This window comes from Hoeflea ulvae, assembly GCF_026619435.1.
In the GTDB taxonomy this organism is placed as follows: domain Bacteria; phylum Pseudomonadota; class Alphaproteobacteria; order Rhizobiales; family Rhizobiaceae; genus Hoeflea; species Hoeflea ulvae.
Map to the genome: position 1 here is coordinate 3,881,790 of NZ_JAOVZQ010000001.1, position 16,929 is coordinate 3,898,718.

Genomic DNA, 16,929 nt, shown 5'->3' on the forward strand with positions numbered 1-16,929 from the left:
TGGCCAACAGCCGAGATCGCCTCGCTGACCGACATGCGCCGCTTCAAGGAGACCGTCACAACGCTGCTGGTCTCGGGTGTCTTCATCATCCTCACCGCTTCGCTCAGCCTTGCCGACATCCGCTCGCTCGACATGGGTGCGGCCCTGTTTGTCGCTGCGCTGCTGTTCGTGATCCGGCCGATTGCCATCATGACGGCCACCATCCGCTCCGGCGCCACCGTCCAGGAACGGCTGCTGAGCGCCTGGATCGCGCCGCGCGGTGTGGTTGCCGTTGCCGTTTCCGGCCTGTTCGGCGCGCTGCTGGCCGACAATGGCGTCGAGGATGCCGGCCGCATGGTCGCCTTCACCTTCGCCGTGGTGGTCACCACCATCGTGCTGCACGGCTTCAGCCTGGCGCCGCTGGCGCGTTTTCTAGGCCTGAAGAAGGCCTCCAAGCCCGGCATCCTGATCGTCGGCGGCTCGCGCTGGTCGACCGCGCTTGCGGCCAAGCTCAAGGAAGCCGAGGTTCCGGTGATGCTGGCCGACCAGAACTGGAACCACCTGGCCGAAGCCCGGCTGGCCAATATCCCGGTCTATTTCGGCGAGGTGTTGTCGGAATCGGCCCATCACAGCATCGACCCGAAGCGATTCTCCAACCTGATCGCCACCGGGGACAATGACGCCTACAATGCGCTGGTCTGCACCGATTTCGGGCCGGAACTCGGCCGCAGCCATGTCTACCAGATCGGCCGCGCCGACGAGAAGGCGCGCCAGGCGCTGAGCTTCACCCTGGGTGGACGCTCGCTGACCAAGGAGCCTGTCGGCTTCCTCGATCTGCGCGAGAAGCTGCTTGATGGCTGGACCTTCCAGCTCACCCGCCTGACCGATGAATTCGGCTGGGACGCCTATGAGGCCTCGCGCCCGGCAGGCGCGCTGATCCTGTTGTGGGTCAAGCCCTCGGGCATGATCGTGTTTGCCGCCGGATCCTCCAACACCCCTGGCCCCAATGACCGGATCCTGAGCTTTGGCCTGCCCAAGGACGATGCCCGCGCCGAGGCCGCCAGCAAGACCGCCCGCAAGGCCGAAGAGACGCTGGCCAGCCAGGCGACACATGACGAAGGACACAAGCCATCGTGAGCCAACACCGATACTACATCGTCACCGACGAGGCCGGCGCCGGCCGGGCGCTGGATCTGCTCAACGACATTTTCGAGGATGAAGGCCTGCCGATCGCCACCATGGAGGTCGACGAGGCCAGGGGGCTGTGGGAGGCATCTGTCTATGCCGACGGCGCGGCCGAGCCAGAGCTCAAGGCCCGCATCGCCGACACCCTTGCCGGCCCCTTCCCCGGCGTCCCGGTGCAGCTTGAGGTCTTTGATGACGACACCGACTGGATCGCCAAGTCGCTTGAAGGACTCAAACCAGTGCGCGCCGGCCGCTTCCTCGTGCATGGCGCCCATGACCGCGCCGCAGTCAGGCCGAATGACCTGGCCATCGAGCTGGAAGCCGGACAGGCATTCGGCACCGGCCATCACGGTACCACCGCGGGCTGCCTGGAAATGATCGAAAAAGTGATGCGCGCCCATCCCCGCGGATTGCGCGGGGTTGACCCGGTGCTGGATCTGGGCACCGGCTCAGGCGTTCTGGCCATTGCCGCGGCCAAGCTCGGGCCTGTCTGGTGCCTGGCCACCGACATCGACCCGATCGCCACCCGCGTGGCCACGGCCAATGTCCGGCACAACCGCTGCGCGGCACAGGTCAACTGCGTCACCGCCACCGGCTTTCATTCCACCGCGTTTTCCCGCTCGGGGCCGTTCGGGCTGATCATCGCCAATATCCTGGCCCGGCCATTGATGAGGATGGCGCCCGATATCAGGCGCAATCTCGCCCCCGGCGGCTCGGTGATTCTCTCAGGCATCCTCGCCAGCCAGCGCTGGCAGGTGCTTGCGGCGTTCAACACGCAGGGCATGCGCCATGTCGAAACCCTGTGGCGCAACGGCTGGGTGACGATCCACCTGAAATAGGCAACCTTGCCACTGCGGCGCAGACAACAATAAACGGCACCCGAAGGCGCCGTTTGAAGTCGATCTGGATCGCGGATACGATCCGCCTGCAGACGCCTGTTCCTAGAACAGGTAGGTCTGCGAGCCTTCGCGCTTGATGTCTTCGCGGTCGCGGCCGAGGGCCTTGAGCTGGCTGTCGTCCATGCCGAGAAGGACACCATTCACATAGCGGCGAACCTGGCGTTCGCGGGCGGAGACGATGCGGTCGAGAGCGTTTTTGAAGAATTTGCCGGACATTTGATATTTCCCTTTGGTTGAGTGATCGTTCACTCCTCCTGTACCCACAAGATAGGTGTTTATCCTCGCCGCGCCAGCATTAATGCTGCAGTGCAGCTATGCAGAAAACGCATACGAAAGCCGTAAGCGATGCAATTTGTTAACTTTTTAGGCACGACCCCTGAAAGCACGAATATGGGCACTGCCCGTCGGTGAAACAGGGGTGCAAACTGTGATCCGCACCTCCCCATCCGGCCGCGGCTTGCTATAAGGTCTGCTGAGTTGACGACGTCAGGACCCCCGCGATGTTCCAGAATTTCGAAGTGCTTTCCTCCCCCGATCAGGCCGCCGGCCGGCTGGCACGGCTGCGCGCGCGCTTTGACGCCTCAGGTGTCGACGCCGTCGCGGTTCCGCGCTCGGATGAATATCTGGGCGAATATGTACCCGCCTGCGCCGAGCGGCTGGCCTGGCTTACCGGCTTTACCGGCTCGGCGGGACTGGTGCTGGTGCTCACCGATCAGGCGCATCTGTTTGTTGACGGCCGCTACGCCGCGCAGGCCCGCACCCAGACCGACAACCAGGTCTTTGCCTATGAGGACCTGATCACCACACCGCTGGCGGGCTTTCTCGAAGCATCAGGCCGCAGCGGGCTGAGACTTGGCATCGATCCATGGACCTGGCCATCAAGCGAAGTGACGCGGCTCGAGGCAGCGCTGGACAAGCTCGGCGGCAGCCTGGTGTTTCTCGAGCGCAATCCGGTCGACGCCATCTGGGATGAGCGGCCGCAGCCGCCGCTGGGCACCGTGACGCTGCAGCCGATCGAATATGCCGGCACGCTGGCGCAGGACAAGCTGGCGATGATTGCCGGCACCGCGCGCAAGGCCGGCGCGGATGCGGTGATTCTCGCCGACCCGTCCTCGGTGGCCTGGAGCTTCAACATCCGCGGCCAGGACCTGCCCTCGACCCCGCACCCGCTGTCGCGCGCAATCATTCCGGCAGACGGCAGGCCGCAGCTGTTCATCGACAAGCGCAAGACCGGCATCGAGGCGGAAGCCTATCTCACCCAGCTGGCCGATCTCGAACCGCCCTCGGGCTTTGACGAGGCGCTTTCTGCACTCGGCCGCACCGGCGGCACCATCATGGTCGACCCGGCGGTGGCCCCGCATGCGGTCTCGATGCTGATCGAGCACTCAGGCGGCACGGTGCTGAGTGCGCCCGACCCGGCGCGAATTCCCCGCGCGGTGAAAAACAGCGCCGAAATTGCCGGCAGCGCCAGCGTGCACCGCCAGGACGGCGCGGCGATGGTGCGGTTTCTGGCCTGGCTTGACGACCAGCCCGCCGGTTTGGTGGACGAAATCGGCGCAGCCAGCCGGCTTGAGGACTTTCGCCGCAGCACCGGCGAGAGCATGCAGATGCCGCTCAAGGCGCTGTCCTTCGACACCATTTCCGGCGCCGGCCCCAATGCGGCGATCATGCATTACCGGGTCAACACCGCGACCAATCGGCGGATCGAGTCTGGCGAAATGCTGCTGATCGATTCCGGCGGCCAATATGTCGCCGGCACCACCGACATCACCCGCACGATTGCCGTGGGTGACGTGCCGGAAGAGCAGAAGCGTTTCTTCACTTTGGTGCTCAAGGGCATGATCGCGATCAGCCTGCTGCGCTTCCCCGAAGCCACCCGCGGCATGGACATCGACTCCTTTGCCCGTATCTCGCTGTGGAAGGCCGGGGCCGATTTCGCCCATGGCACCGGCCATGGCGTCGGCAGCTATCTCTCGGTGCATGAAGGCCCGCAATCGATCTCGCGCCGCGGCGCGCAGGCGCTGCTGCCGGGCATGATCCTGTCCAACGAGCCGGGCTATTATCGTGACGGCGCCTTCGGCATCCGCATAGAAAACCTCGTCACCGTGCACGAGCCGCGCGACATCGACGGCGGCGACAAGCCGATGCTCGGTTTCGAAACCCTGACGCTGTGCCCGATCGACAAGCGGCTGGTCCTCACCGACCTGCTCGATCAGGTCGAGCGCGACTGGCTCGACGCCTACCACGCAAGGGTGCGCGACGAGCTCTCGCCCTTGCTGACCGACGATCCGGCGCTTGCCTGGCTGCAGGCTGCGACCGGGGCGCTGTGAGGCGGAGGGTTCAGTCCACCACGAGCACGATCTTGCCGATATAGCCCTTTTCGCCAAAGGCCTGCTGGGCCGTGGCGATGTCGCGCAGGGCATGGGTTTCGGCCACCAGCGGGGCAATCTCCTGACGCTCGATGCGGCTGACGAGATTGCCGAAGACTTCAGGCTCGAGCACGGTGCAGCCGAAGAAACTGAGATCCTTGAGATAGAGCGTGCGGATGTCGAGCTGGACAATGGCGCCGCCGATGGCGCCGGCAACCGCATAACGCCCGCCGGGACGCAGCAGCTCAAGCAAGGTGGGAAATTTCGGACCTGCGACCAGGTCGATGACGACATCGACGCTGTTTGCGCCGATCCTGGCCTTAAAATCATCGTTGCGATCAAGCGTTTGTGTGGCGCCAAGCTGCATCAGGTCCTTTGCCTTGGCCGCACTGGTGACCGCGATGACCTCGGCACCGCGGGCGCGGGCCAGCTGGATGGTTGCTGATCCGACGCCGCCGGATGCGCCGGTGACCAGCACCGTGTCGCCCTCGCGCACAAAGGCGCGGGTCAGCATGTTTTCCGCCGTCGAATAGGAGCAGGGAAACGAGGCCAGTTCGACGTCACTCAAGCCGCTGTCAATCGCGTGGGCATGGCGCGCCGCCACGCGGGTATATTGCGCAAAGCCGCCGTCGCATTCCGAACCGAAATACCATGGTGTCGGCAGGCTCTCACCATCGGCCTCGCGTAGACAGGGCTCGATCAGCACGCGCTCGCCGATGCGGGCCGCATCAATGCCTGCGCCAACAGCAACGATCCGGCCGCAGACATCGGCGCCCTGGATGCGCGGGAAGGTCAGCGGCGTGCCCGACCAGGAGGCATCGTCGGCCTTGGCGCCTGCTTTCGAATACCAGGCGGTGCGGGTGTTGATATCGGTGTTGTTGACGCCCGCAGCACCCACCCGGATGATCACATCCCCCTTGCCCGCCACCGGAACCGGCAGATTGTCCCGCCACTCAAGCATTTCGGGACCACCATGGCCGGTAAGGACGACGCCGCTCATTGTGGCTGGCAGGGTCATGCTGAACTCCGTGTTGTAGTGGCAGGGCAGCAGCTATCGTGCCCCTTGCTTCTGTCAGTCCAGACTGCGCACCGGCACACAACCACCGCGCAAAACCATCCCCCCAAATGTGACCAATGCTAAATGCCCGTCGCCCTGAGCGCCACGATCACCACCCAGCCGATGGCGAACATGCCCATCATCGGCAGCCTGAGCCCGATCAGCAGGCAGATCAGCAGCGTCAGCGCTTCGGCCGGGCCGTTGGAGACCACCGAGGGGGCCACGAGCGTGGTCAGCACCGCGGCCGGCACGGCGTTGAGCGCCGCATCGACACGCGGCGGAATCCGCTTGAACCGCGACAGCACCAGATAGCCGCCGGCCCGCGTCGCGTAGGTCACAAGGGCAGCAGCCAGAATCGTCCAGACATTGACCGGCACGCCCCAGAAGTCGCCGTTCATGGCGTCACCTCGACGGCTTCGATCTGTGCTGCGGGCGGCGGCGGCAGGATCAGCGCCACAATCACCCCCGCGAGCGCCCCGAGGCTGACATGCCAGGGCGAACCGACGGTGTAAAAGCCCAGCACCGAGGCGATGCCCGAGACAATCACCACCGGCAGCCAGCCCGGCCGCGCGCGGAACCCCAGCACCAGGCCAAGAAAATAGATCGGCAGCAGGAAATCAATTCCGAGCGCACCGGGATCGGTGATCAGCCGGCCAAACATTGCCCCGATCCAGCCCTCGATGATCCACAGCACATAGACCGGCAGGCCCATGCCGAGATACCAGGGCAGCGTCAGCGGCAGCTTGCGGTCGGTGCGGGCTTCCGACGCTGCAAATTGCGGATCGGTGAGCAGGAAGAAGGCGATGGCCTTTTGCCACCACGCCATGCCGCCCAGCCGGCGGCCGAGCGCTGCGGAATAGAGCACATGGCGGAAATTGACCGCCAGCACCGAGAGCACGATGATCCACGGCGCGACATGGGTGTCGAACAGCTCAAGCCCGACCATCTGGCTGGCGCCGGCAAACACCGTAGCACTCATCAGCACCGCCTCGCCGACGCTCAAGCCATTGTCCACCGCCAGCGTGCCAAACAGCAGCCCGAACGGCGCCGCAGCGGCAACAATCGGCAACGAGTCGCGAAGACCCTGGTAAAAATCGGACCGGGTTGGGGACATGGAACCTCTCCTGTGCCCCGATGGATAGGTCAGTGATACTGACCAGTCAATTGAATAGGCTTGATGGTTAGATGAAGCGGGACGATGGGGTGGGGGATTGGGCCAAAAGCAGGGAGGAAAGCCGGCAGTCTGGGGTTTGAAACCTCCCGCTGATTGCTGCACTGCGCTCCACGGCAAATCTGGGCGGGGAGCGGAAGTCGGCTGCAGATTGCACTAAGCTCTGCTGAGCGGACCAAGCCGCCGTTGGCGATCTGAGCCGCGACGGCCGCTTTTCGTTTCGCTAAAGCGCTTCTCTTTACCCTTCAGAAGCAAAGCCCGGAACTTCTACTGCTTGCCGTCCCGATCTCTGGGAAATCATGGGAAGTTCGTATAAGTCTTCCCCATGAGCACACCGACCCACAGCCAGGCGGCCGCCCTTCGCACCGCAATTGACACCCTGATGCGGCGTTTCAAGATCGCAGAATCAGAGGTCTCGGGCGGCAAGCACCTGAACCAGATCGACATGCAGGTCATGCTCTATGTGTCAGCACACGAAGCGTGCGGGCCAACGGATATAGCGCGGCACCTCGGGGTTGCGCCGACGACGATCACCTCGGCAACCGACAGGCTTGCCAGACATGACTATCTGCGCCGCGAGCGTCCTGAAGAGGATCGCAGGGCTATCGCGCTTCGCCTTACGCCGGACGGAGAGAGCTATGTCTCCAATCTCATCGATGTTCAGACGGACCATTGCCGGATGATGCTCGAGGCGCTTTCGGGCGGAGATCAGGACACCTTGATCCGGCTCATTTCCACGATTGCAAAAAACGAATATTGAATAATACGAAATTCGTATTATATTTCCATCCTATTCTGCAAACGCATGAAGAGGATGAATGATGGCCGCGATACATGTCATGACGGGCGCAACCTCGGGGCTGGGGCTGGAAGTCGCCCGACGTCTGGCGGAGAAGACGAGGGACGAAATCGTCGCCGGCGCAAGGAACCCGGCCAATGCCGTTGACCTGAAACAGGTCGTCCCAGCCGGCCAGCTTGTCCCGCTGCGGCTCGACACGGCCTCGCCCGATCTGGTCAAGGCCTTCGCGTCCGAGGTTAGACAGCGGCTGGGCGGACGGAAAATCGCGTCCCTGTCCTGCATCGCGGGGCTTCAGATTCTGGGGCCGCAGAAGCTGACTGCCGACGGTCTCGACGAGACCTTCGCGACCAATGTGGCGGGCCACCTGCTGCTTGCCGATGAATTGAGCGAGCATTTGGAACCGGGCGCGGTCGTCATCACCATCGGAAGTGGAACGCATGATCCGGCCAACAAACTCGCCCGCCATGCGGGGTTCGCCGGCGCGGATTTCACCTCCGCCGCGGCCGCCATGAGGGGCGAAAGCACAAGACCGGAGCGTGACGAGAGGGCGCGCGCGCTGGACCGCTATGCCACGTCAAAGCTCTGCGCGATCTACCATGCCACTGCTGCTGCCACCGAACCGGCATTCGCAGATGTGCGTTTCTATTGCTTCGATCCCGGCCTCATGCCCGGCACCGGCCTTGCCCGCCAGCAGAACGCAGCTGTACGATTTGTCTGGAAACGAATCATGCCGCTTCTGGCGGGATTTGCCGAAGGGGTCAGCACGCCGGACCGATCGGCGCGGTTCCTGGTCGATCATCTGATCCTCGGCCCGCGCGAATACCCATCAGGCGGGCATATCGAGTTCACGGGCAAGCCCGCACCTGCCAGCAACGAGGCGAATGACCTGAGCATAGCGAAACGCTTCCTTAAAGAAGCGAGAGCCATGCCGTAGGAAGATACTCCCCGAGATGCCGTGAATTCCGAAAGGGGCTCACTGCCGACATTCGGTGCGGATTGCATCAATTTCAGCTAATGGGATGTGCCGGCTGCTCCCCTCACCGTTGGGTTATTCTTAACCGGAATCAACCGCGCAACAAGGAGAAGCAGCCATGTGTGCAAAGAAGACAGGAAGCATCGAAGACCTCGCCGTCGTCGGAATCGACATCGGGAAGGATACGTTTCACCTGGTCGGGTTCGACCGGTCCGGCCAGCTGGTCATGCGCAAGCAGATCAAGCGCTTGGCCCTGAATACCACTTTTGAGCAACTCCCGCGCTGCATCGTGGGAATGGAGGCTTGCCTCAGCGCCCATTTTGTCAGCCGAACGCTGCGGGGCATGGGATTCGAGCCGCGGATCATCCCGGCGATTTACGTGAAGCCGTTCAACAAGGGACAGAAGAACGATTACAACGACGCTGAGGCGATCGCAGAGGCAGCGTTGCGGCCCAACCTTCGGACCGTTTCTGAGAAGGACCAGGATCAGCTCGACCTTCAGGCCTTGCACCGGGTCCGGGCACGGCTGGTCTCGCGGCGCACGGCCACCATCAACCAAATCCGGGCCTTTCTGATTGAACAGGGCATCACCGTCAGGACGGGGCTGCGGGCACTGAAGAATTCTTTCGAGACGATCCTCGAACAGCGGCGGGATGAGATATCGCCTCGGATGCGCGGCATCCTGATTGGTCTTTATGGCGATTGGCTCTGGTTGGACAAACGGATCGAGGATGTTTCTGGCGAGATCGAAGAGATCAGCCGCACCGAAGAGAACTGCGCCAACATCATGACAATACCCGGCATCGGTCCAATGATTTCGACAGCGATGGTCGCGGCCGTCGGCAAAGGCGAGGCATTCGACCGGGGGCGTGATTTCGCGGCATGGGTCGGCTTGGTGCCCCGACAATTCAGCACCGGTGGCCGCACCATTCTCGGCCGGATTACCAAACGCGGCAGCCGCTATCTGAGGATGTTGTTCGTGCAGGCGGCGAAAGTGATTATGATGCGCCCACACCGATGGTCCGACTTCAGTTTCGGCTCGTGGCTGACGGAGGCGACAGCCCGTATGCCGCGCAACAAAGCGGCCATCGCGCTTGCCAACAAACTCGCTCGAACCGCCTGGAGCATTCTGCGCAATGGCACCCGGTTCGATGCCCCACAAGACGCGGCCATGGAAGCGATCTGACGCCTTCCACGGTCACCAAGGAGTTCGCGATAGAGAGGACAGCATGGAACGGAGAAGATACGCCCCCAGAGTCTGACGGCCCTTTAGGTCTTCAGAGACCTATCCGCTAATGAGACCAAGGTGCGTGCGTAACCCCATCAAGGCCACGGCCCGCGAGCCGATCAACAGGCCGGATACATATGAGCGATTTCCGAAAATCGTGCCAATTTCTCGATTGCGAACAGCAGCCGGCACATACATAGGGCCGAACCGCCAGCTCTGAGAATTGCACCAACAGCCCCTACCCCTTCCTTCCCAGATACACCGTCTGGGTGAACGGCTTGTCCTGCAGCGGGTTGTGGAAGGTGACGGGTTCGGCCCAGGCTTCAGAAAACACGCTGGCCAGCCGGGCGGTAAAACTGTCGTCGGTCAGCGCGTCGGACCAGAGCCCGAAAATGCCGCCGGGCTTGAGGTGGGCTGCGAGTTTTTCGAGCCCCTCGGGCTGGTAAAAGCTTTCGCTGCGGGCATCGAGCAGCGCATCGGGGGAATGGTCGATGTCGAGCAGGATGGCGTCGAACAGGCGGCCCGGTACCTCCGGGTCAAAGCCGTCACCGCGGGCCATGGCGAAGAAATCGCCCTCCACCAGCCTGCAGCGCGGGTCACCGGTCAGGTCCGGGCCGAGCGGCAGCAGCCCGGTGCGGTGCCAGTCGATCACCGCTTCGAGATACTCGACAACGATCAGTGACCCGGTGCGCGGCTGATCAAGTGCTGCCTTGGCGGTAAAACCGAGGCCGAGGCCGCCGACCACCACATCCAGCCCCTCGCCTTTGCAAGCCGAAAGGCCGAGATCGGCCAGGGCAATTTCCGAGGCGGTGAACAGGTCAGACATAAGGTGTTCTTCGCCAAGCTTGATCTCGAGAATGTCGATGCCGAGCCGCGCCTCGCGCCGCCGTCTGAGCACCAGCGCGCCAATCGGCGTCGGGCGGTAATCGAGTTCTTCGAACAATCTGCTCATCGCTGCCTCCAATACAGGCCGGATGGCCCCGCGCCACCGCAATTGCGGCATCGCACCCCCGCCTTATCGAGCTTTTGTGCGCGGCTGACAACTGCCGCCACACCCATAAAATCGCCCGAAAACGCTGAAATCTTGGGGTCACGGTGTCCATTTCGGTGGATTGCGCATAAAACCCGTTGATACCGGCGGGCCCGGCTTGACGGATTTGCAGCGGACGTTCATCCACAAGGGGCAATCACAGCCAAGATCCGTCAGAACGCCGGCCTTCGTCGCGTCATGCCGTCCACCGGGGAGACCGTGCGTAAAATGACCGAGACCTACCGCAAGCCCACACTCGACAAGGATCTCGACAAGTTCGCGACCATGGAAGAGGCCACCGGCCTGATCAATCGCGGCTTTGTCACCCCCGGTCTGGCGCTGGTGTTCATCTTTTTGTGCGCCGTCATTGCCGCCGTCTTCGTTACCGGCCAGCCGGGCTCGGTGACGATCATCGCCGCCGCCACCATCGGCGCCTATATGGCGCTCAACATCGGCGCCAATGATGTCGCCAACAATGTCGGCCCGGCAGTCGGCTCGCAGGCGATGACGCTGGGCGTGGCGCTGGCGATTGCGGCGGTCTTTGAAAGCGCCGGCGCGCTGATTGCCGGCGGCGACGTGGTCTCGACCATTTCCAAGGGCATCATCGATCCGGTCGCCGTCTCCGATCCGGCGATCTTCATCTCGGTGATGATGGCGGCACTGGTCTCGGCTGCGATGTGGATCCATCTCGCCACCTGGTTCGGCGCGCCGGTCTCGACCACCCATTCGATCGTCGGTGGCGTCATGGGCGCGGGCATTGCCGCAGCCGGCGTCGACGCGGTCAACTGGCCGACCATGGGCTCGATTGCCGCAAGCTGGGTGATCTCGCCGTTCCTCGGCGGGCTGATCGCAGCGGCGTTCCTGGCCTTCATCAAGACCTTCATCATCTACCAGGAAGACAAGATCGCGGCCGCCCGGCGCTGGGTGCCGGTGCTGATCGCCATCATGTCGGGCGCCTTTGCCGCCTATCTGTCGCTCAAGGGCGTCAAGGCCCTGATCCAGATCTCCTTCGGCATGGCGCTGCTGATCGGTCTTGGAGTTGCCGTGCTGAGCTGGCTGGTGTCGCGGCCGCTGATCCTCCGGCAGTCGCGCGGACTGGAAAACCGCAACCAGTCGCTGCGCAAGCTCTTTGGCCTGCCGCTGATCTTTTCCGCGGCGCTTCTGTCCTTCGCCCATGGCGCCAATGACGTGGCCAATGCCGTCGGCCCGCTGGCGGCGATCGTCCACACCGCCGAATTCGGCGACGTCGCCGCCAAGGTGGTGATCCCGCTCTGGGTGATGGCTGTCGGCGCCGCCGGCATCTCGCTGGGGCTGCTGCTGTTTGGCCCGAAACTGATCCGCATGGTCGGCAACCAGATCACAAAACTCAACCCGATGCGGGCCTATTGCGTGGCGCTGTCAGCCGCCATCACGGTGATCATCGCATCGGGCCTGGGCCTGCCGGTCAGCTCAACCCATATTGCCGTCGGTGCTGTGTTCGGCGTCGGTTTTTTCCGCGAATGGTACACCGAGCGCTCCACCCGCCGGGCCGACTATGTCGCGCGCCACCGCATCAACCCGGCAGAGCCCGGCGCGGTCAAGGGCCGGATCGAGGAACAGCGTCGCCGCAAATTGGTGCGCCGCTCGCATTTCCTGCAGATCATCGCAGCCTGGGTGATCACCGTGCCGGCGGCGGCCGTGCTGGCCGGTTTCCTGTTCGTCATCATGCGCGCCACGCTGAGCTGACCAGCCGCATTGGCCTTGCCGTCAGGCCCAGAGGCAGCATGAGCCGGGATTAGATTCAGGATGAAGCGCCGGAATCAGTCTTGAATCAGAATCCGCCAAGCCTTTGTGCCAGCGTGTTTTTCCGCCTCCCCTGACAGAAGGCGGGCGGGCTAGGCGGCGAGCACGACCCTGCCCCATCCAGACAGCAGCTATGCAACATCACGCGGCTCTGGTGTCTGGGCCAATCCGGAACCTTCGCTCTCTCGGTCGCGCGGCGGAGAAATCACGGTCTGGTTCTTGCCCCTGTGCTTGGCGAGATAGAGCGCTTTGTCGGCCCGGTCTATCAGTTTCTGGGGAGACAGGTCCCCGTCCAGCGAGGCAAGTCCAATGCTCACCGTCATCCGGCGTCCGGTGTCACTTCCGTCTGTCGTCAACCGGATCGTCTCGACCGATTGACGAATGCGCTCGGCAATGGCGAGGGCGGCACTTGCGGTGGTGCGCGGCAGCACAACGAGAAATTCCTCGCCGCCATAGCGCGAAACGATGTCGCCATCCTGAACGGCTTTGCTGATCGTGTTCGCGACACCGGTGATACAATCGTCGCCCACCGCATGGCCAAAGGTGTCGTTGAGAATCTTGAAGTCGTCAATGTCGATCATCAGGACGGCAAGACCCGGCACGGCGCCGGTGGCATCGTTCCAGATCCGGTCGATCCGGTTCTGCGCCGAGCGCCGGTTCTGCACCCCGGTCAACGGGTCAAGATCGGCCACCAGCTGCAATTCGGCATTGAGCTGTGTCAGTCTTTCCTGGTCGCGCAGCTCGCGGATTTTTGACTTGAAACTCTTCCACTGGCTCCTCAGTGTCGCGTTGCGCGTGCCGGCGAAAGATACGATCGCAGTGCAGTAAAAACCGCTCACCATCATCGCAAGGACCGGATCAGCGACAGGTCCGATGGCGAGCATGACGCCGTGCAGAGTGATTGCCACCACCACTGCAGCAATGGTCCAGCGAAACTCGATCGGAAAGAACAGCACCGCCGTCGCCACTGTAAACAACCCTGCCGTCAGATAGCGTTCAAACACCGGAACCCCGCCCAATGCGCCCAGTGCACCGGCCTCAAGCATGATGGTGACGGACACTGCGAGCAGTGTCGCGCCCTGAACCCAACGCGGGCGCTGTCGCCCCCACAGGATGTAGAGACCGAGCAGGATGGCCGAGACGATGACGCCGCGGATCACCAGCGTCGCCACCAGAAGCGATGGATTGACCAGATAATCGAACGGCATCAGGATCAGGTTGAAGACCGCAGCGGCCTGAATCCATGAGCGGGCCTTGTTCGAATGGGCTGCCCAGTAATAGCTGTCAAAGACAGCGCCGAATGCCGGGGGAGCGTCCGACAGCACGCTGTCCTGTGTCAGCAGCTGATCGGGCAGCAGGACACGATCCGTCGTCGCCGTCTCAAGCGCGTCATTATAGACGCGTTGGCTGTGTGTCAGATGGTCGGTTTGCGCGGCTCTGCTCATGTGCACGAAGCGTATCAGCCGAGCGTTAACAGTCGGCGTTTCAGATCGTAAGAATTTGTCATATCGGTAACGTGGAGCCCCCGGACCATTCTCCAAACCCCTACCCCACCAGTTCGAACCAGCCGTCCTCGTCCATTGTCCTGACCCCCAGTTCCTGCGCCTTGGCGAGCTTCGAGCCGGCGCCGGGGCCGGCGACCAGGATATCGGTCTTCTTCGACACCGAGCCTGCCACCTTGGCGCCCAGCCGCTCGGCCATGGCCTTGGCTTCGTCACGGGTCATCTTCTCGAGCGAACCGGTGAAGACCACGGTGAGACCGGCGACGGGGGAATCCTGCGCCGGCTTTTCGGCCTCCAGGATTGTGAGCTGTTCGGTGAGCCGGTCCACCATCTCGATATTGTGCGGCTCGCCGAAGAAGCGGCCGATGGATTCAACCACCGCCGGGCCGATGTCGTCGAGCGCGTCCATCTCCTCGATCGCCGCCTTGTCGCCAGCCGCAATGGCCACCGCCGCCTGGTGCACCGAGGCCCAGTCGCCATAGGCGCGGGCCAGCGTCTTGGCGGTCTGCTCGCCGACATGGCGGATGCCGAGGCCGAAGATCAGCCGGTCAAGCGCGATGGTGCGGCGGTCTTCGATGGCGTCAAACAGTTTTTGCGCGCTGGTTTCGCCATAGCCGTCGCGGTTTTTCAGCCGCTGCAGCCCATTGGCCTCGTCGCGCGCCTTCAGCGTGTAGATATCGGCCGGCTGGCGGATCGGCAGGGTCTTGTCGTCGTAGAAGAACTCGATCTGCTTCTCGCCCAGCCCGTCAATGTCGAAGGCCTTGCGCGAAACGAAATGCTTGAGATGTTCCTTGCGCTGGAACGGGCAGGCAAATTCGCCCGAGCAGCGGCGCACCACGCCCTCGACGCCACCGGCGGTTTCCTCACGGATGATCGGGGTTTTGAGCTCGCAGGGGCAGGTTTTGGGGAACTCGAACTCGACCGCGTCATCGGGCGATTCCACCACCTTGAGGATCTGCGGGATGACATCGCCGGCACGCTGGATTTCGACCAGATCGTTGATCTTGACGCCGAGCCGGGCAATCTCCTCCGCATTGTGCAGCGTTGCATTGGTGACCACGACGCCGCCGACGGTGACCGGCACCAGCCGTGCCACCGGGGTCAGCGCGCCTGTGCGGCCGACCTGGATGTCGATGGCCGTGAGCTTGGTGGTGGCCTTTTCGGCCGGGAACTTGTGGGCGATGGCCCAGCGCGGGCTGCGCGAGCGGAAGCCAAGGCGGGCCTGCAGGTCGAGCCGGTCGACCTTGTAGACCACGCCGTCAATGTCATAGGGCAGCTCGGCCCGGGCCAGCCCGATCTCGTTGTAATGCGCAATCAGCTCCTCGATGCTGGCAAGCCGCTTGGTCAGCGGATTGACCGGAAAGCCCCAGGCCGAAAACACCTCGATCATGCCGTGCTGGGTGTCGGACGGCATCTCCGACATCTCGCCCCAGGCATAGGCGAAGAATTTGAGCTTGCGGCTGGCGGTCACCTTGGCGTCAAGCTGGCGCAGCGATCCGGCGGCGGTGTTGCGCGGATTGACATAGGTCGGCTTGCCCTCGGCCTCCATGCGCGCGTTCAGCGCCAGAAAGTCGTCCTTGGCCATATAGACCTCACCGCGAACCTCGACGACCGACGGGGCGCCTGAGGGCAACTGGTTGGGGATCTCCGAAATGGTTTTGACATTGGCGGTGACATTCTCGCCGGTGGTGCCGTCACCGCGGGTGGCAGCGCTTACCAGCTTGCCGTCCTCATAGCGGATCGACATCGACAGCCCGTCGATCTTCGGCTCGGCGGTGATCGCGATCGACTGGTCCGGCAATTGCCCGAGGAAGCGGTAGACCGAATGGACAAAGTCGCGCACATCCTCGTCGGCAAAGGCATTGTCGAGCGACAGCATCGGCACCTTGTGGGTGATCTTGCCAAAGCCTTCGGCCACCGCGGCGCCGACCTTGTCAGACGGAGATTCCGCCAGCTTGAGAGCCGGAAACCGCTCTTCGATCGCGAGGTTGCGCCGCTTGAGCGCATCGTAATCGGCGTCCGCGATCAGTGGCGCGTCCTTGCGGTGATAGGCCTCGTCATGACGGGCGATTTCGGCCGCAAGCCGCTCCAGCTCGGCCTTCGCCTCGGCTTCGCTCAGATCGGCAACCGGTTTTGGCTGTTGGGTCATGGGACTGGCTCCGGTAATCAGCATCGTTTTAGAGAGATTCGGCCAAATGAAAAGGCCAATGCCGCCGGCACACAGATCAATCAATCAATGGTTAGGATTTGAGGCCTAGACTGGCAGCGAAGGGCTGACTTTGGCTGCAAGGAAGGATTTCCACTCAGATGATCGTCGGCGCCAACAGCGTTCCCCTCCAGCAGACCGGCATCGAACGGCCCGCGCCCGCCCGCGCACAGGCAGAGACGTCTGTGCCAGACGAGGCAGGCGACGCGCTGGCAAGACTCGACAATTTCGTGGAATCGGCGGCTCTCAGCCGCAAGGCCTTTGCCGAGGACCGGCTCGCCCATCTCAAGGAGCAGATGAACACGCTGTCGCTGTTCAATCTCGCACCGGGTTTCCTTGTCGGCCACACCGCCCGGATGGCACGGGAACTCGAATCCGCCGCCACCGACTTTGCCGCCTCGTTCAAGACCCTTGCCGGGCTAGAACAGCAGGCCGACACCCAGGTCCCTGCCACCTCCGCTGATGCCGCAGAGCCGCCGGAGCGTGTGGTGCCAAAAGCCTATCTCGACGTGCTTGCCGAGGACACGCCGGTGATTGCCAGGATGAGCAGTGAAGATGCCGAGACAGCGGCAAGTTTCATGAACACCGCCTATCTGCTCAGGGGCGTGGTCGAGATGATGACGGATGATTCAAAGGACAGCGCCAGTGTGCGCTGGAGCGCTGACAGCGCCAGGGATTCGACTGCCCGCGTCACCAACATCATGGCCCGCCTCGAAGGGCCGTCGGCCTTCAGCAAGGTCTATTGGTAG

General features: G+C 63.1%; 15 protein-coding genes. 8 read left to right on the forward strand and 7 right to left on the reverse strand.

The window, feature by feature from the left end; genetic code table 11:
* Window positions 1-33 precede the first annotated feature (33 nt).
* Both OEG82_RS18475 and OEG82_RS18480 read left to right on the forward strand, forming a co-directional pair.
* Window positions 34-1,116, forward strand: coding sequence for a cation:proton antiporter domain-containing protein (locus OEG82_RS18475; protein ID WP_267613843.1), 1,083 nt, complete (start codon window positions 34-36; stop codon window positions 1,114-1,116).
* Window positions 1,113-2,003 carry a 50S ribosomal protein L11 methyltransferase gene (locus tag OEG82_RS18480; RefSeq protein WP_267613844.1) on the forward strand — a complete coding sequence of 297 codons (891 nt, stop codon included), beginning with the start codon at window positions 1,113-1,115 and terminating at the stop codon, window positions 2,001-2,003. Before OEG82_RS18475 ends, OEG82_RS18480 begins: the two co-directional genes overlap by 4 nt.
* Window positions 2,004-2,105: 102 nt before the next feature.
* Here the strand turns inward: OEG82_RS18480 and OEG82_RS18485 are convergent, their stop codons facing one another.
* A complete protein-coding gene (locus tag OEG82_RS18485) occupies window positions 2,106-2,279 on the reverse strand; it encodes a hypothetical protein (RefSeq protein ID WP_267613845.1) in 174 nt (57 codons plus the stop codon).
* A 284-nt stretch (window positions 2,280-2,563) separates the two neighbouring features.
* Here OEG82_RS18485 and OEG82_RS18490 point away from each other — a divergent pair, with 284 nt between their 5' ends.
* Complete coding sequence (locus OEG82_RS18490; RefSeq protein WP_267613846.1) at window positions 2,564-4,393, forward strand: aminopeptidase P family protein; 1,830 nt, start codon at window positions 2,564-2,566, stop codon at window positions 4,391-4,393.
* A 10-nt stretch (window positions 4,394-4,403) separates the two neighbouring features.
* On the opposite strand, the gene OEG82_RS18495 is transcribed toward OEG82_RS18490, so the two are convergent.
* The 3 genes from OEG82_RS18495 to OEG82_RS18505 form a co-directional block, all read right to left on the reverse strand.
* Complete coding sequence (locus OEG82_RS18495) at window positions 4,404-5,450, reverse strand: alcohol dehydrogenase family protein (protein ID WP_267613847.1); 1,047 nt, start codon at window positions 5,448-5,450, stop codon at window positions 4,404-4,406.
* Window positions 5,451-5,569: 119 nt separating this feature from the next.
* Complete coding sequence (locus OEG82_RS18500) at window positions 5,570-5,887, reverse strand: AzlD family protein (protein WP_267613848.1); 318 nt, start codon at window positions 5,885-5,887, stop codon at window positions 5,570-5,572.
* The gene (locus OEG82_RS18505; RefSeq protein ID WP_267613849.1) at window positions 5,884-6,603 is read right to left on the reverse strand and encodes an AzlC family ABC transporter permease; all 720 of its coding nucleotides are present in this window, start codon (window positions 6,601-6,603) and stop codon (window positions 5,884-5,886) included. The genes OEG82_RS18500 and OEG82_RS18505 overlap by 4 nt, the downstream gene beginning before the upstream one ends.
* Before the next feature lie 382 nt (window positions 6,604-6,985).
* Here OEG82_RS18505 and OEG82_RS18510 point away from each other — a divergent pair, with 382 nt between their 5' ends.
* From OEG82_RS18510 to OEG82_RS18520, 3 genes are all read left to right on the forward strand, one after another.
* Complete coding sequence (locus OEG82_RS18510; protein WP_267613850.1) at window positions 6,986-7,420, forward strand: MarR family winged helix-turn-helix transcriptional regulator; 435 nt, start codon at window positions 6,986-6,988, stop codon at window positions 7,418-7,420.
* Window positions 7,421-7,478: 58 nt separating this feature from the next.
* The gene (locus OEG82_RS18515; protein ID WP_267613851.1) at window positions 7,479-8,393 is read left to right on the forward strand and encodes an SDR family NAD(P)-dependent oxidoreductase; all 915 of its coding nucleotides are present in this window, start codon (window positions 7,479-7,481) and stop codon (window positions 8,391-8,393) included.
* A 157-nt stretch (window positions 8,394-8,550) separates the two neighbouring features.
* Window positions 8,551-9,618: an IS110 family RNA-guided transposase gene (locus OEG82_RS18520; protein WP_267613852.1), complete on the forward strand. Its 1,068-nt coding sequence runs from the start codon at window positions 8,551-8,553 to the stop codon at window positions 9,616-9,618.
* A gap of 280 nt (window positions 9,619-9,898) precedes the next feature.
* On the opposite strand, the gene OEG82_RS18525 is transcribed toward OEG82_RS18520, so the two are convergent.
* Window positions 9,899-10,612 carry a polyamine aminopropyltransferase gene (locus OEG82_RS18525; RefSeq protein ID WP_267613853.1) on the reverse strand — a complete coding sequence of 238 codons (714 nt, stop codon included), beginning with the start codon at window positions 10,610-10,612 and terminating at the stop codon, window positions 9,899-9,901.
* Window positions 10,613-10,918: 306 nt separating this feature from the next.
* Here OEG82_RS18525 and OEG82_RS18530 point away from each other — a divergent pair, with 306 nt between their 5' ends.
* Window positions 10,919-12,415, forward strand: coding sequence for an inorganic phosphate transporter (locus OEG82_RS18530; RefSeq protein ID WP_267613854.1), 1,497 nt, complete (start codon window positions 10,919-10,921; stop codon window positions 12,413-12,415).
* A gap of 188 nt (window positions 12,416-12,603) precedes the next feature.
* On the opposite strand, the gene OEG82_RS18535 is transcribed toward OEG82_RS18530, so the two are convergent.
* Both OEG82_RS18535 and ligA read right to left on the reverse strand, forming a co-directional pair.
* A complete protein-coding gene (locus OEG82_RS18535) occupies window positions 12,604-13,917 on the reverse strand; it encodes a GGDEF domain-containing protein (RefSeq protein WP_267615002.1) in 1,314 nt (437 codons plus the stop codon).
* A gap of 100 nt (window positions 13,918-14,017) precedes the next feature.
* Window positions 14,018-16,123 (reverse strand): NAD-dependent DNA ligase LigA, encoded by a 2,106-nt coding sequence (gene ligA / locus OEG82_RS18540; RefSeq protein WP_267613855.1) that lies wholly within the window; start codon window positions 16,121-16,123, stop codon window positions 14,018-14,020.
* A gap of 158 nt (window positions 16,124-16,281) precedes the next feature.
* Here ligA and OEG82_RS18545 point away from each other — a divergent pair, with 158 nt between their 5' ends.
* Complete coding sequence (locus OEG82_RS18545; protein ID WP_267613856.1) at window positions 16,282-16,929, forward strand: hypothetical protein; 648 nt, start codon at window positions 16,282-16,284, stop codon at window positions 16,927-16,929.